The sequence below is a fragment of the Pediococcus sp. M21F004 genome, from assembly GCF_051122535.1.
Taxonomy (GTDB): domain Bacteria; phylum Bacillota; class Bacilli; order Lactobacillales; family Lactobacillaceae; genus Pediococcus; species Pediococcus inopinatus.
The window spans coordinates 945,997-961,452 of sequence record NZ_CP177314.1 but is presented as its reverse complement, the minus strand read 5'-3'; the positions used below and the strand labels follow the sequence as shown (position 1 = coordinate 961,452).

Genomic DNA, 15,456 nt, shown 5'->3' with positions numbered 1-15,456 from the left:
AATTCCGCGAAAGTTTTTAGATATGTTTTGAGATGTTGTATTGAGTACCGTGATGGTTCTTAGTTGCTGGGTCAACAGCATCCTTGACATAAAAGACCAAATAGTCTTCGTCACTTTTGGGATCTGTAGCAATGACAATTTCATGGGGCGTTTTATCTTTATTTTTGTACAGCTGTCCGCTTCGAATAGCCTCATTATAATCGTGAAAATTTCCTAAAGAGTCTCCAGGATTGAAAAGTACAACTTCGTTTGCCATGAAAACAACTCCCTTTTAGATATATTTCAGATAGATTAAACAGTGCAAGTAAAATTTTGAGTAACTATCATATCGCTCATTGTCCAACCTAAGTAGAATATATACTAGAATGTTATAGAAAGCAAAAGATTCGACTGATTAATTGCCGAATCTTTTGCTTTCTATAATAAATTTAAGATTTCACGTTTGTAGGCTAAAAAATCAGCGCTGAGATCAAATTCCGGTTGTTTCTTTAAATCTGGCTCAATCGTAATTTCTTTAGTAATGGAGGCCGGACGACCGCTTAAAATGTAAATACGATCTGATAACAGAATGGCTTCATCAACATCATGGGTGATTAGTAGGGTTGATAAATCAATTTTTTTCATTAATTCAAGATACCAACTGTGAACTTGACGTTTGGTGATTTCGTCTAAGGCACTAAAAGGTTCATCCAATAATGAGACTTCTTTTGAGAACATGTAGGTTCGCAATAGAGCAGCTCGCTGCCGCATCCCGCCAGATAAAGCGCTTGGATATAAATTTTCAGTTTTTTCTAAACCGAAAATTTTGAAAAAAGGGGCTGCCTTAGCTTCCGCTTCTTTTTTAGGAATGTTTTGCATAAGCGCTGGTAAAATGATGTTTCCCATGATTGTTCGATAGGGAAGTAAGAGATCCTTTTGTAACATATAACTAATATGTCCAGTGGTATTGGTGATTGTCTGATCTTCAAGCAGTACCTGACCGGATTGAGGAGCTTCCAGACCGGCAATGATATTAAACAGGGTAGTTTTACCGATCCCGCTAATTCCGAGAATGCTGACTAGTTCGCCTTGATTGAGGTGGATATTCACATCCGAGAGAATTTTTCGTTCTTCATAGTTTTTAGTGATGTGCTGTGTTTGCAATAATACCATAGTGAAAACCTCATTTTGGAAGATATTTATTCGTGAATCCTTGATCTTTTTTGAGTTTTACGGAAACTAAATTATGTTGATTTAGCCAAGTATAAAACCCGTTCCAGCGATTTGCACTGATTTTTCCCCATTGGGTTGAACCAAGAGAATACTGTTTAGATAGATAAGCTTGACTGGCATATATGAGTTTACGATTACTTTTGAGTTCTGGAACCTGGTCCATTAAAATATCAGCTGATTGATGGGGGTGTTTAGAAGCGTAATTATAGCCCTTCGTTGTGGCTTTCATGAAGTTTTTGGCAACTTGGGGATTCTTCTTTAAAAAGCTATTGTTACCGATTAGGGTTGGTGTGTAATAATCGAAAACTTTATTCAAAGATCGAAACGAGAAGTAATCAATTGGAAAGTTTTTAACTTTAGCATTTTGACCGGCCCATCCATAAAATACCCAAATATCGTCTGTCTGTTTTGCCTTTAACGCGGCAACTTCATCGGTGATGTTATTCGGAATTAACTTTAATTTTTTGTAGTTACCGTTATCGTCATTAACCACCTGCTTGATTGTTGCCTGTTCAATGGGCAAATCCCAGGTAGAATAACGTTTTCCCATCATTTTTTGGGGAGAGATAATGTCATCGGCTTTTCGAGACATAATTCCAGAGGTATTGTGTTGAATAATCCCGGCTATGGTGGTGATTGGTAATGGATTCTTTCGAGCAATCGCGCCTGCAAAAGTATCTTGAGCAGAAATACCAAAGTCAGCCTTGCCACTAGCAACAAGCTGTTCCGCACCATCTTTAGGTGGTTGGATAAATTTTACATTCAAATGATATTTTTTATAGTAACCTTTTTGTTTTGCCACATACATCCCAGTGTGGTTTGTGTTTGGCGTCCAGTCTAAAACGACCGTAATTGTCCGGCTTTTGGACTTGGTTTGTTTAGACTGACATCCACTGAGAATCACAATCAAAGAAAAACTGAACAGTAAGATTAGCCATTTGCGTCCATCGTGTTTCATTTTTTGGTTACCTCCCAGGGCATAACTTTTCGCTGAACATAAGATACGAGCCAAATGAGCAGAAGACTTAATGCCGAAATTAGAAAAATTACGGCAAACATTTTATCATAGGTATAAGCCTTCATGACGCGGGTCATGTAAACTCCAAGGCCGTTAAATCCGCCTACCCATTCAGAAACGACTGCGCTGACGATCGCATAAGATACAGAAATTTTCAAACTAGAAAAGAAATGATTTAAGGAACTAGGAAATTTTACATAATAATATAGTTTCCATTTGCTAGCTCCCATGGTTTGCATGAGTTTAATTAAGTCTGGGTCCGTGGAACGAAAACCAGTCAGCATCTCAACTGCGACTGGAAAAAACGTTGTAAGAATAACCAAGACAATTTTTGGCAACATTCCATAGCCGAGCCATAGAATGAGCAGAGGCGCGATCGCCACGGTTGGCACGGTTTGGCTGATTACTAATAACGGATAAACAGCTTTGTAAAGGGGGTTAAAGAGATCCATCAAGATAGAAATTAGCAAACCGCCACAAACACCCAATAATAGGCCCCAGAAAGCTTCTAAGAAAGTTACCCAAGCATTACTCATGAGCAATGAAAAGTCACTCACAAACGCTGTAACAACGCTTAGTGGAGATGGCAGAAGGAAAGTTGGAACAAGTTGAAAGCTACTGATGAGCTGCCAGACAATTAATAACAATAGAATAACGATGGCTGGTAAAAAATTAATGTTGATACTTGTCTGTTTTTTCATGAATTCCTAAAACCTTACCTGCTGATTTATAGTCAATCTTAACGTAAGTCATCACTTGGGGTGCACCTGCATCCGCGGCAATTTTTGTGATGTTTTTAACGATTTCCATTAACTGATCGTAATCACCTTCGATGGTGGTTTCAAAGGCACCGACCACGTAAGTAACTCCGGTTGATTGAATGTATTCAATTGCTTTATCGACAACGGCGACGACCTTTTTGTCGTCCTCTAACATTGGTAATACTTGAATTGCGACACTTGTATTCATAATTGCGATCCTTTCTTGATGCAAAATAAAAAGCCGACGAGTTTTCGCCAGCTGATTCAGGACATAATTAAATTAATTATCATGAGATTTATCCAAATCAAATAACAATTAAGGTTAAAGACTTCCTGCGCTGGCATTATCCATATCAGGTTCGAGGGTCAAAAACCACTAGTTTTTATCTCAGCCGGATTGGATCCAGCACCCCTGTATTAAATATGAGTTTAGTATAGCTATAAACGTCATTTTGAGCAACTAATTTGTTATGTGGGTATGTGTCAAGATTTAGTAAATGTGCCACTAACTAGATTTTATTTAAGTTTTTACCTGCTTTTAGTTCCGTTCCGGCGCTGATGTGAGGCCGTGTGGGTCGCTTGCAAGCTAACTTCTCGCCCTTCAGGCCAGAAGTGGATCTTTCCAGTCTTCCCATGTCACTAAGCGATAAATCGCCAAGTGACATCGACACACGCTCTCATCAACGCCTCCACTACACCTCTTATTCAAGTTTCACGAAATTACCCATGGCGTTGCTGGCTGCTGTACCTAATTAGAAGATTAACGATCTTCTCGTGTTTTGAAAGGCTTTTTTCACTTTCCTACTAAAACTTTACACTAACGTTGTGTGGAGTTGTCGGAAGTTTTTATAAAAGCACGATAAGAAAAATAAAACGAATATTTTTGGTCTATACCCTTGCATTTCAAACGGAGAGATTATATAATTGGGCTATACCAATACGAATGATGTTTTACGGAAGCAAAATAAACGTTAAAAAACGAAAAGGAGCCAGTTCGACTAGCCGTATTAAGGCGTAGTGAGAATGGACATTCGTTTTGAGGATAAGATTTTGCTGAAGCAAAATAGACATTAAAAACGAAAAGGAGCCAGTTCGACTAGTCGTTTTACGGCGTAGTGAGAATGGACATTCGTTTTGAGGATAAGATTTTGCTGAAGCAAAATAGACATTAAAAACGAAAAGGAGAGTAATTATGCAAATTATTATTGTTAAAGATGAAGTTGAAGGCGGCCAAGAAGGCTACAAGATTTTTGCGGATGCAAAGAAGAATGGTGCTCATGTTTTTGGTTTAGCTACAGGTAGTACACCAATTACTACGTACAAAGATATTATTGCTAGCGACCTTGATTTTAGCGATTCAATCTCAATTAACTTAGATGAATATATCGGTTTATCCGCTGATAATGATCAAAGTTACAATTACTTCATGCACAAAAACTTGTTCAACCAAAAGCCTTTCAAGACATCATATTTACCAAATGGATTAGCAAAAGATATTGATGCTGAAGCAAAACGTTATGACAAAGTGATTGAAGACAACCCAATTGATCTTCAAATTTTAGGTCTTGGCCGTAACGGTCACATTGGTTTTAATGAACCAGGAACTTCACGCGAAATCGGTACACACCGTGTTTCTTTAACACAGTCCACAATCGATGCTAACGCGCGTTTCTTCGAACGTGAAGAAGATGTTCCTAAGGAAGCTTTATCAATGGGCTTAGCTTCAATTATGAAATCTAAACATATTTTGTTGGAAGCATACGGCGCAGAAAAAGCTGATGCAGTTAGGGGCATGATTGAAGGCCCAGATTCAGCTGACTTACCTGCAAGTATTCTTCAAAACCATGACAACGTGACAGTTATTCTTGATGAAGCTGCTGCAAGTAAATTAACAAATAAATAATTAGCTATTTTGATTTGAAAAGATTCATCCTATCCGGTGTTTAGGCCAAATAGAATGGATCTTTTTTAGTTTTAAAGTTTATGTTGCTTAGCTATTTCGTTTTCATATTCATAACAATAAGGTATAATTTATGTGAGTAGTTATTGAGAATTTATGCTAAGCGCGTTAGAGTTGTTCTAGACACAATTATTAACCTAAATTAGTAAAAACCTAGAGAGTGTGAGTGGAGTAAAACTATGGAAAAAACAATTTCGATTAATGCTGGAAGTTCATCATTTAAATTCAAGCTGTTTGAGATGCCAAGCGAAAAGGTTTTGGCAAGCGGGCAGGTGGATCGAATCGGTATTGACGGTTCTACGTTTACAATCATTTATGGTGATCAGCAAAATATTCGTATTGAAAAACCAGTTAAAAATCACGAGGTGGCAATTAACATTGTCTTGAATTCCCTCATTGATTTAAAAATTATTAAAAGCTTTGACGAAATTACCGGCGTCGGCCATCGCGTTGTAGCTGGTGGTGAAATCTTTAAAGGTTCTGTGCTCATTACAGAAAAAGTGATTAAACAAATTGAGAGCTTGTCGGAATATGCGCCGTTGCATAATCCAGCCAATGTAATGGGTATTCGGGCAATGCAAAAGGTCCTTCCCAATGTGACTAGTGTTGCCGTGTTTGATACTTCGTTCCACGAAACGTTGCCACCTAAGAATTATTTATATAGTATTCCGTATGAGTATTATAAAGATTACGGGGCTCGGAAGTATGGGGCTCACGGAACGAGTCATCAATCCGTGGCTTTAGATGCCGCTAAGTTGCTTGGGAAACCGTTAAGTTCTCTAAAGATGATCACCTTACATCTGGGGGCGGGTTCTTCGATTGATGCAATTTTGAATGGTCAATCATACGATACTTCAATGGGATTTACGCCAGTTTCAGGAATCACGATGGCAACGCGTTCAGGTGATATCGATGTTTCATTAGTAAATTATTTAATGGAAAAACTCCAGATTACCGATTTTTCTGAAATGATTAAGATCTTGAATACCAAATCGGGATTGTTAGGTATTTCGGGCATTTCGTCTGATATGCGTGATGTTTTGGAAGCAAGACATAAAAGTCGCCGGGCCGAATTAGCCGTGGAAATTTTTGTGAATAACATTGTGAAGTATATCGGCGCGTACATTGCCGAAATGCACGGAATTGACGTATTGGTATTTACAGCAGGAATTGGCGAAAATGGGATGCTGATTCGAAAATTGATTGTAGATGAATTGGATTACTTTGGTCTTAAAGTTGATGACGAAAAAAACCAAGTCCAAGGTGAACTACGCGACATTAGTACAGCTGATTCTAAGGCAAAAGTATTGGTTGTTCCTACAAATGAAGAATTAGCGATTGCCCGCGAAGTTGAGCGTTTTAAAAAGGGTACTAAAGCATAAACTGTTTGTTAAACATACTAAAGTTTTGAAGGAGGATTTAACGATGGATTTATTTGACGGTTTGAAAGCAAAGATTAAGGGCCAGAATAAAACAGTAGTTTTCCCAGAAGGCGAAGAGTCTCGGATTTTTATGGCTGCAGCCCGGTTAGCGCAAGAAGGGTTAGTTGAACCTATTTTATTAGGTGAGAAAGCTGAAATTGAAAAGCGAGCGGAAAAAGAAGATGTCAGTTTAAAGGATGTCAAAATTATTGATCCAAATACTTATCCAGAAGCTGATAAGCAAGCAATGGTAGATGCTTTGGTCGATCGTCGCAAAGGTAAGAATACGGTTGAAGAAGTTCAAAAGATGTTGGAAGACGTCAATTACTTTGGGACGATGCTCGTTTACCTGAAAAAAGCTGACGCAATGGTGTCTGGTGCTGTTCATCCAACGGGAGATACAGTTCGTCCAGCCTTGCAGATTATTAAAACTAAACCGGGTGTGAAACGCATTAGCGGAGCATTTGTGATGCAACGAAATAACGAGCGCTATATTTTTGCAGATACGGCCATTAATATTGATCCGGATGCTGCAACGTTGGCTGAAATTGCGGTCGAAAGTGCAGAAACGGCTAAAATATTTGATATTGAGCCTAAGGTAGCTATGTTGAGTTTCTCAACAAAAGAATCTGCCAAAGGTGAGATGGTCACTAAGGTTCAAGAAGCAACTAAGTTAGCACAAGAAAAGGCACCCGAAGTTGAAATTGACGGCGAGTTACAATTTGATGCCGCATTTGTGCCGGATGTTGGGGCAAGTAAGGCACCGGATTCAAAGGTAGCAGGACACGCAACGGTGTTTGTGTTCCCAGAATTGCAGTCAGGAAATATTGGCTATAAGATTGCGCAACGTTTGGGTCATTTCGAAGCAATTGGACCAATTCTTCAAGGATTGAATGCACCGGTGTCAGATTTGTCACGGGGTGCTAGTGAAGAAGATGTCTATAAGGTAGCGATAATGACGGCGGCCCAGGCAATTAAATAGTGGGTGAAGAAAGTCGTTAAAAAGGGAGAAATAAGTGTGACGGATGCGGGATCGCAATCCCGCGGGAGTCGTACTTATTTTCCCCTTTTTGACTTTCTGAACCGTCCTGAGACAGTATGGCACATCCCCGCGGTAAGGATAGTTATGGTTTGCTTTTGGTTTATGGAACCGTCCTGAAGCTCAGCGGAAATTAAATGTTAAAAGGCTGTGACGGATGCGGGATCGCAATCCCGCGGGAGTCATACTTATTTTTCCCTTTTTGACTTTCTGAACCGTCCTGAGACAGCATGGCATATTCCCCGCGGTAAGGATAGTTATGGTTTGCTTTTGGTTTATGGAACCGTCCCGAAAAATTATGCTTTCGGTCTAGTTAGTGTAAAGTTTTAAAGGATAGTAATAGTATATTTAATGCAGAACAGAATTTAAGTATGCGGCAACCAGCAGTGCCATGGGTAATTTGGTGAAGATTATTTCGTGAAACTTGAATAAGAGGTGTAGTGGAGGCGTTGATGAGAGCGTGTGTCGATGTCACTTGGCGATTTATTGCTTGGAGACATGGGGCAGACTGGAGAGATCCACTTCTGGCCTGAAGGGCGAGAAGTTAGCTCGCAAGCGACCCACACGTCCCCACATCAGCGCCGGAACGGAACTAAAATCAGATAAAAAAATTTAAATAAAATCTAATTAGCGGCACTACCTACTAAAACTTGCCACATATTACACCTTGCCACATATTACACCTTGACAGAAGCCAAAAAGATCCCTAAACTGAGTATTAATTCGAAGGCACGAAAGCCTCTGAATAATGAATAATTTAAGAGAACACCGTTTAATTGTTTCAGAGAAGACAAAATGGTTGTGTTATCTATCAATAAATGAAGAGCCCGTTTAAGGGGCTATCTGAATAAAACCATTTTGGAATCTGAAGCAAACGTCATGTTTGTTTTGGGTTCCTTTTTCTTTGGATCGATTCTACGCAAAATAGATATAAGAAAGAGGTTTACGTATATGAATCGATTAGCAGTAAAATTACCAGGATTAGATTTGAAGAATCCGATTATTCCAGCTAGTGGTACGTTTGGTTACGGGGACGGCTTTGCCAAACAATACGATCTAAATCAGTTGGGATCACTAGTTATCAAAACGACGACTCCCAAACCACGAGTTGGCAACGCGGCACCTCAGTTTACGACGACCACGGATAGTCATTTAAATGCAGTTGGATTAAAAAATCCAGGAATTGAGGTTGTGATGGCTGAAAAATTGCCTTGGTTGGCTGGCCATTTTCCAGAACTACCCATTCTCGGCAGTGTGGCGGGAGACTCGATTGAAGAATATCGCGATTTAGTTGGGCGCATGAGTCAGGTGCCAAATGTGCATGCAATTGAGTTGAATGTCTCTTGTCCGAATGTAGCAAATGGGGGGATGGCGTTTGGCGTGGATCCCAAAACAGTTCAAACCATCACTGAACAGTGTGTGGCCGTTTCAAAAGTTCCCTTGTATGTAAAATTGTCCCCAAATGTAACTGATATTAGTGAAATTGCTGAGGCAGCTGAAGCAGGTGGAGCCGCTGGAATTACAATGATTAACGCAATCTTAGGCATGCGGATTGATATAAAAACTGGCCAGCCAATTTTAGCCAATCGGACTGGTGGGCTTTCAGGGCATGCTGTTAAAACAGTGGCGATTCGCATGGTAGCAGAGGTAAGGAAACACGTGAGTTTGCCGATTATTGGCGTTGGCGGTGTGTACACGGCAGAAGATGCAGTGGAATTGTTGATGGCGGGTGCGAATGCGATTGAAGTGGGAGCGGCCAATTATGATGACCCACTGGCTTGTCCAAAAATCATTTCGGCTTTGCCAGTTGTTTTGGATAATTTAGGAATTGCAAATATTACTGATATAACTGAAAAATAAAAAATATGTCATTAAAAAAAGACCATCCGCGTTTCATCGAAAATGAGAACTTCGATGTACTTGGATGAGCCTTTTTTGGTTAGTTTGTTTTTAACTTTAATTGGCACTCAGGACACAGTCCGTAGATCTCAAAATGATTACCAGAAACTTGATAACCAGTTTGGTTGGCAGCCTCTGTTTCCATGTGGTGGGCGTCTTTTGCGAAGCCGTCATAGAAAACATCGGCAATTTTGCCACAGTTGGTACAGATTATGTGGTAATGAGGTTTATTGTAATAATCATAGTGAACACCATTTTCGCCACTTGCCAATTCAATGACGAGATCTAAGTCGACAAACAACTTTAAGGTATTATAAATGGTAGCCAAACTCATATTAGGCTTTTTGGTGCTCAAGTCCGCTTGAATAGTTTCAACCGTTGGATGGTTATGGTGAGTTACCAAATAAGTCAAAATTGTTTGTCGTTGTGGCGTGATTCTAACGTGTTTTTTTTGTAATTCTTCAAGTGCCTCAGCGACTTCATCATTTTCCATAGGTTGGCCTTCTTTCATGAGTTGGGTAGTGTCAAACTAATTTAATCACTTTTTTAAGATTACAGCAACTTCTAAAATGGGGATAAAAGCTTATTTTCAAAAATCAGTTTACACCAAACCAAATATGAAATACAATTAAATCGATTTAAAATGATTCTAATTTGGCAGGGAGAGAATTCAGTATGGAAGAAGAAACAGATTTATTTAAAGGGAATCGGAGCCTGCATAACTGGTTTGTGGGGATTTTATTAGCGGGCACCTTTACGATGTCCATTAGCCAGTCTTCTTTATCCACGGCTTATCCAACGTTGATGCGCTATTTTGGTGTGTCTGCAACCACCATTCAGTGGCTAACTACTGGGTTTATGTTGGTAATGTGTATTATGATGCCAATTAGTCCTTGGTTGCTCAGTAACGTCTCGTTCAAGCATCTATTTCAAGCGGTATTGCTCTTATTTGATTTGGGGACGTTAATTATTTTATTTGCACCAAGTTTTCCGGTGATGATGCTGGGAAGAATTCTAGAGGCAATGGGGGTCGGAATCTTATTTCCGTCCTACCAAAGTGTCATGTTGACGATCACGCCTGAAGAATCGCGTGGGGTCACCATGGGCGTGGTTGGATTAGTCATGGGATCAGCTTTGGCAGTAGGGCCAATTATTTCTGGAATTGTTTTAAAATTTACGACGTGGCAAGGATTATTTATCGTTTTTGCCGTCATTATTACGGTGGTTTGGCTGTTATCATTTAAATTCATTTCTGATGTAATGACATTGAAGCGGACTAAATTAGATTATATTTCTGTAATCAGTTCGTTAGGTTTCATTGGAATTTTATATGTGATTAATCAGATTGGTAAAACGCAGGTCAATTGGTCGCAACAACTGATTTTATTAGTTGTTAGTATTCTTGCAGTAGGTTATTTTGTATTTCGACAGTTTCATCAAAAAACACCAATGTTGGAATTACGAGTTCTTAAAACTTTTAATTATGATTTAGCGGTATTGTTAACTGGCGTTTCATACATTGCCTTGATTGTGACAACAATTATTTTTCCCCTTTATTATCAAGAAATCCTCCATCTTTCGCCATTTGTATCAGGGATGGCATTGGTTCCAGGAGCCGTCTTCTTGAGTATTTTAAATCCTGTCTCAGGAAAACTGGCGGACCGAATTGGGTTTAAACGGGTGTTATTGATTGGGATGAGTATGATCACATTAGGTTGGGGCATTTTATTTGTCTTTTCCAGTGGCGTTCACTTAATTGGCATGATCGTTTTGGCGATGCTAATTGAAGGCGGAAATGCCTTTGTGATGATGCCAGCTGTAACCTTGGGTGCAAATTCTTTGCCAGATAAATTAATCGCTCATGGAACAGCGGTTATCACCACCGTTCGACAGATTTTAGGCTCTTTAGGTGTGGCATGTGCGACAATTATTTTGACGGTCGTCACTAACAATCACTTGGCTAAAGGCGAACATGTGGCAATCGCTTCTCAAATGGGATACCGCGCTGTGTTTTTCACATTCTTTTTAGTTGCGATTGTTGGATTATTACTTGCAATTTCACTTAAAAACTCAGAAAAACAAGGGGTAAACCGATAAACTGTTGTATACTATTAAAGTTAAATAAAAATGAGGTATATAACATGACTTGGAAGATGTTTGGCCATAAATGCAAAACATATTGGCAAGGATTTATGGTTCGGTTTAACCGGGCTGACGCGGCAAATAATGCCGTTGTTCTCGCGTTTTACACGTTGCTGGCAATGTTTCCCGCGATTATCTTTGTAGGAAATTTGTTGCCGTTATTTCATATCAATGTGGGAACGGTGCTGGAATATATTGAGACGGTTGTCCCAAGTACGATTTATCAAATTAGTCAACCGATTGTAAAAGATTTTTTGGAGAAAGGCAATGGGGAAGTGCTGTCTGTGGGGGCCATTTTGATGTTATGGTCATCGAGTCAAGCTGTGTCCGCTTTTCAACGTTCAATTAATCGGGCTTACGGAGTTGCAAAATTCCAAAATCCCATCATTAATCGAATTGGTGGTTTTTTCTTCACAATTTTCTTAGTTGGATTGATTGCCTTGATGATGTTTTTCTTTAGTTTCGGACAAACAATTGTGTCGTATCTCACCCCAATTCTTAAATTACCGCATAGCCTTTTTCACATTGTCGGAAACGTTAAATTACCATCGGCTTTGATTATCATTTTTTTGAGTTTAACCATTTTGTATTATGTCGTGCCTAATACGCGCATTCGATTTGGTAGTGTGATCTGGGGATCTGCGGCGGCCACAATTGGATTGATGGGTGTTTCTCAATTCTTCACTTTGTACCTTCGCTATTTTGCGCGTTCTGTGAATAGTTATAAAACACTTGGAACCTTTATTGCCTTGATGTTCTGGCTGGAATTTTCTGCTCTGGTTATTATGATTGGCGGGGTGATTAATGCCACCAATCAGGAGTTGAGGTATGGTGATTTAGAGGATACAACTAAAGAATGGAATCAAAGACTTAAAAGATTTTGGAAATAATTGCAATCTAGGGGATCGTTATTGTTCGAAATTTGTTTAAATGAGTGAGTATTTGGAGGAGTTGTTTTTTTATGGAAAAAGATAATGAAAAACTGTTTGAAGGTTCCATTGAGATTTATATGTCGACACTAAAATTTTTGGAATATGTGCTTTCAGAACCAACAAAGCAGTACCATATTTCTTTTGAACAATTTTTAATTTTACGAAATGTGCGCTATCGTGACGATGTGACGCAAATGGGGATTGCGGCTGAACGTGGAGTCACAAGAAGTGCCATTGCCCGACAAATCAAATCGTTATTGCAGCTTGGTTATATTTCCCAAACACCGGAACCTAAAGACCAGCGAAAGTTATATTTGCGTTTGACGGACCAAGGCATTGAGGTAGAAAAATTAATTGATCAAAACGTCCATAAAGTCTTTAAGAGTTGGATTGATAAGATGGGCGAAGAAAAAGTGACGGAATTATTAGATCTTTTGGAAGAGTTTGGCCAAAAGATTATGAATCAAAAATAATTTACGTATAGAAAAAAGGCAGAAACTTTACTAGCACCATAGAATTTGGATAACTCGTTGGCTCCAAGGTTAGGAAAACAAGTTATTAAATTTTACGGGAATGCTAAATAAGGTTTCTGCCTTTTTTTGCGTTTAATTTAGAAATCATTTACACCATTTAAGATGACATAATCAACTTTGCGGATGGACGAAAGGGAACGACCACCGGCGTAAGAAATTGCTGATTGAAGATCTTGATGAATTTCTTCTAAGGTATCTTGGATATGGCCTCGATAAGGCACCAACATTTGACGACCTTCCACATTTTTGTGCTGACCTTTTTGAGTTTCTGAGGCCGAACCATAATATTGTTTGTAGTTTTTTCCATCAATTGTAATCATGTTACCAGGTGATTCTTGATGACCGGCCATCATAGAGCCAATCATGACCATTGAAGCCCCAAAACGAACTGATTTGGCGATATCACCGTTTGTCCGAATTCCACCATCGGCAATAATGGGCTTGCTAGCAGCTTTGGCACACCAGCGAATGGCAGCTAATTGCCAACCACCAGTTCCAAATCCAGTCTTTAGCTTGGTAATACAAGCTTTTCCTGGCCCAATTCCTACTTTGGTTGCGTCAGCACCTGCATTCTCTAATTCGCGTACTGCTTCTGGTGTCCCGACGTTTCCGGCGATTAAAAAGGTTTCTGGAAGGAGGGACTTAATGTGTTTAATCATGCGAATAACACTATTGGCATGACCATGAGCAATATCAATTGTAATAAATTCTGGATTAGCCTTTTGTTCTGCTAATTGGGAGATGAATTCAAATTCTTCTTCTTTCACGCCGACACTGATCGAAGCGATTAACTTCTGAGCGTGCATATCTTTAATGAAAGCGAGCCTAGTTTCAGGTTCGAAACGGTGCATCACATAGAAATAACCATTTTTTGCTAACCACACAGAGAGATCTTCATTAATAACCGTGGCCATGTTAGCTGGCACAACCGGAATTTTAAAGGTGTATTTTCCGAGCTTTGTGGTGGTATCTGCTTCTGAACGACTGTCAATAATACACTTATTAGGGATTAATTGAACATCTGAATAATCAAAAACTTTCATAATATAAGGTCCCTTCTTTTAATAATTAGGCATTCCAAGTATCGGTTAAAACATTTGTTTGTTCACGATCTGGGCCTACTGAAAATGTTGATAGGGGAATTCCGACTAACTCGGAAACTCGTTTGAGATAGTTACGTGCATTTTCTGGTAATTCTTCTAAAGTTTTGCATGACGTAATATCTTCGTTCCAACCGGGTAATTCTTCGTAAATCGGCTCACAATTTTCGATCGCTTTTTCAGCAGCTGGATAATGATAAATTGTTTCACCGTTTAACTTGTAGGCTGTACATATCTTGATGGTTGATAAACCGGTCAAAACGTCTAAACAGTTTAAGCAAAGACTTGATAAACCACTAACCCGTTTAGCATGGCGCAACACAACGGTGTCCAACCAACCAATGCGACGAGGGCGACCAGTAACAGTACCATATTCATGGCCAGCTTCACGAATGAAGTCCCCAATCTCGTTGAGCTGTTCGGTAGGGAATGGACCATCACCAACTCTAGATGTGTAAGCTTTACATGCACCAACTACGTGATTGATCCGTTGTGGTCCAACGCCAGCACCAACTGCAGCACCACCAGCAATGGGGTTAGAAGAGGTTACATAAGGATAAGTACCGTGATCAAAATCTAACATGACACCTTGTGAACCCTCAAACAACACTTTTTGATTGTTATCAAGCGCATCGTTGATAAGGACCGATGTGTCAGTGACTTGGTCTTTGATTTCTTGACCATATTGATAGTAGCTTTCAAAAATATCTTCAAATTTTAGTGGTTCTGTTTCATATAACTTGGTGAATAATAAGTTCTTCGCTTTTAGGTTGGTTCTTAATTTTTCTTCAAAAGTTTCGCGATCTAACAAGTCACAGATCCGAATTCCGATGCGTTCAGCTTTATCCATGTACGCTGGGCCGATACCTTTGTGTGTTGTACCAATTTTACCGGCAGCCTTGGATTGTTCTTGTAATTCATCTAAACGAATATGATAAGGCAGAATAACCTGTGCCCGATCTGAAATTCGCAGATTACTTGTGGGAATACCATTACTTTCTAAGTAGTGCAATTCGTTGTGTAAGGATTTTGGATTAACCACAACGCCGTTTCCGATGACACTCAAACCATCTTGATTAAAAATTCCGGATGGAATAAGTTGTAATGCGAATTTTTTGCCTTGAAAAACAATTGAATGTCCGGCATTGTCTCCACCAGAGAAACGAACGGTTAAAGCAGCTTTGCGACCTAAGAAATCGGTGATTTTTCCTTTTCCTTCATCGCCCCACTGACTACCTACAACTACAATTGATGACATTTAATGACCCCCAAATAATTTGATTTAAGCAACCAGATAAGTGTAGCAAGTTTTTTAAGAAAATACAAGTAAAACACGAATAATAATATAAAATAACTAAATTAAAGTATGCTTTTAATCGTTCTGTTCTTTATAAGAAGCTGATTATTTATTAAATCAAATGGAATATCCGATATTTATA

Annotated in this window: 15 protein-coding genes and 1 riboswitch; of the genes, 7 read left to right on the top strand and 8 right to left on the bottom strand. The window is 39.2% G+C overall.

All coding sequences use genetic code 11. The features are described from left to right. Positions 1 to 16: 16 nt before the first annotated feature. The 5 genes from ACLHK8_RS05070 to ACLHK8_RS05050 all read right to left on the bottom strand — a co-directional run bounded on the left by ACLHK8_RS05070 (position 17) and on the right by ACLHK8_RS05050 (position 3,199). Positions 17 to 256, bottom strand: a complete 240-nt coding sequence (locus ACLHK8_RS05070) for a hypothetical protein (RefSeq protein WP_057773416.1) — start codon at positions 254 to 256, stop codon at positions 17 to 19. Positions 257 to 417: 161 nt separating this feature from the next. Further along, positions 418 to 1,152 carry an ABC transporter ATP-binding protein gene (locus ACLHK8_RS05065; protein ID WP_323715239.1) on the bottom strand — a complete coding sequence of 245 codons (735 nt, stop codon included), beginning with the start codon at positions 1,150 to 1,152 and terminating at the stop codon, positions 418 to 420. Between the two features lie 10 nt (positions 1,153 to 1,162). Continuing rightward, positions 1,163 to 2,170, bottom strand: a complete 1,008-nt coding sequence (locus ACLHK8_RS05060; RefSeq protein ID WP_434520429.1) for an ABC transporter substrate-binding protein — start codon at positions 2,168 to 2,170, stop codon at positions 1,163 to 1,165. Beyond that, the gene (locus ACLHK8_RS05055; protein ID WP_323715236.1) at positions 2,167 to 2,931 is read right to left on the bottom strand and encodes an ABC transporter permease; all 765 of its coding nucleotides are present in this window, start codon (positions 2,929 to 2,931) and stop codon (positions 2,167 to 2,169) included. The genes ACLHK8_RS05060 and ACLHK8_RS05055 overlap by 4 nt, the downstream gene beginning before the upstream one ends. Then, complete coding sequence (locus ACLHK8_RS05050; RefSeq protein ID WP_057773424.1) at positions 2,903 to 3,199, bottom strand: thiamine-binding protein; 297 nt, start codon at positions 3,197 to 3,199, stop codon at positions 2,903 to 2,905. Before ACLHK8_RS05050 ends, ACLHK8_RS05055 begins: the two co-directional genes overlap by 29 nt. Before the next feature lie 105 nt (positions 3,200 to 3,304). Beyond that, a riboswitch (TPP riboswitch) is annotated at positions 3,305 to 3,415 on the bottom strand. A gap of 768 nt (positions 3,416 to 4,183) precedes the next feature. On the opposite strand from ACLHK8_RS05050, the gene ACLHK8_RS05045 reads away from it, so the two are divergent. The 4 genes from ACLHK8_RS05045 (at position 4,184) to ACLHK8_RS05030 (ending at position 9,271) form a co-directional block, all read left to right on the top strand. Further along, positions 4,184 to 4,894, top strand: coding sequence for a glucosamine-6-phosphate deaminase (locus ACLHK8_RS05045; RefSeq protein WP_434520428.1), 711 nt, complete (start codon positions 4,184 to 4,186; stop codon positions 4,892 to 4,894). 236 nt (positions 4,895 to 5,130) lie between these two features. Further along, positions 5,131 to 6,333 carry an acetate/propionate family kinase gene (locus ACLHK8_RS05040; RefSeq protein WP_320531946.1) on the top strand — a complete coding sequence of 401 codons (1,203 nt, stop codon included), beginning with the start codon at positions 5,131 to 5,133 and terminating at the stop codon, positions 6,331 to 6,333. Positions 6,334 to 6,376: 43 nt separating this feature from the next. After that, a complete protein-coding gene (pta, locus tag ACLHK8_RS05035) occupies positions 6,377 to 7,354 on the top strand; it encodes a phosphate acetyltransferase (protein ID WP_434520427.1) in 978 nt (325 codons plus the stop codon). A 1,008-nt stretch (positions 7,355 to 8,362) separates the two neighbouring features. Continuing rightward, positions 8,363 to 9,271 carry a dihydroorotate dehydrogenase gene (locus tag ACLHK8_RS05030; protein WP_323715235.1) on the top strand — a complete coding sequence of 303 codons (909 nt, stop codon included), beginning with the start codon at positions 8,363 to 8,365 and terminating at the stop codon, positions 9,269 to 9,271. Between the two features lie 79 nt (positions 9,272 to 9,350). Here the strand turns inward: ACLHK8_RS05030 and ACLHK8_RS05025 are convergent, their stop codons facing one another. Next, the gene (locus tag ACLHK8_RS05025; protein ID WP_057774600.1) at positions 9,351 to 9,803 is read right to left on the bottom strand and encodes a Fur family transcriptional regulator; all 453 of its coding nucleotides are present in this window, start codon (positions 9,801 to 9,803) and stop codon (positions 9,351 to 9,353) included. A gap of 182 nt (positions 9,804 to 9,985) precedes the next feature. Here ACLHK8_RS05025 and ACLHK8_RS05020 point away from each other — a divergent pair, with 182 nt between their 5' ends. The 3 genes from ACLHK8_RS05020 (at position 9,986) to ACLHK8_RS05010 (ending at position 12,857) form a co-directional block, all read left to right on the top strand. Continuing rightward, positions 9,986 to 11,407 (top strand): MFS transporter, encoded by a 1,422-nt coding sequence (locus tag ACLHK8_RS05020; protein WP_323707561.1) that lies wholly within the window; start codon positions 9,986 to 9,988, stop codon positions 11,405 to 11,407. A gap of 44 nt (positions 11,408 to 11,451) precedes the next feature. Further along, a complete protein-coding gene (locus tag ACLHK8_RS05015) occupies positions 11,452 to 12,342 on the top strand; it encodes a YihY/virulence factor BrkB family protein (protein ID WP_063698278.1) in 891 nt (296 codons plus the stop codon). A gap of 71 nt (positions 12,343 to 12,413) precedes the next feature. Further along, positions 12,414 to 12,857, top strand: a complete 444-nt coding sequence (locus ACLHK8_RS05010) for a MarR family winged helix-turn-helix transcriptional regulator (protein ID WP_323715234.1) — start codon at positions 12,414 to 12,416, stop codon at positions 12,855 to 12,857. Positions 12,858 to 12,994: 137 nt separating this feature from the next. On the opposite strand, the gene ACLHK8_RS05005 is transcribed toward ACLHK8_RS05010, so the two are convergent. Next, positions 12,995 to 13,960 carry a GMP reductase gene (locus tag ACLHK8_RS05005; protein WP_057774612.1) on the bottom strand — a complete coding sequence of 322 codons (966 nt, stop codon included), beginning with the start codon at positions 13,958 to 13,960 and terminating at the stop codon, positions 12,995 to 12,997. A gap of 25 nt (positions 13,961 to 13,985) precedes the next feature. Beyond that, positions 13,986 to 15,275 (bottom strand): adenylosuccinate synthase, encoded by a 1,290-nt coding sequence (locus ACLHK8_RS05000; protein ID WP_063698274.1) that lies wholly within the window; start codon positions 15,273 to 15,275, stop codon positions 13,986 to 13,988. Between the last annotated feature and the right edge of the window lie 181 nt (positions 15,276 to 15,456).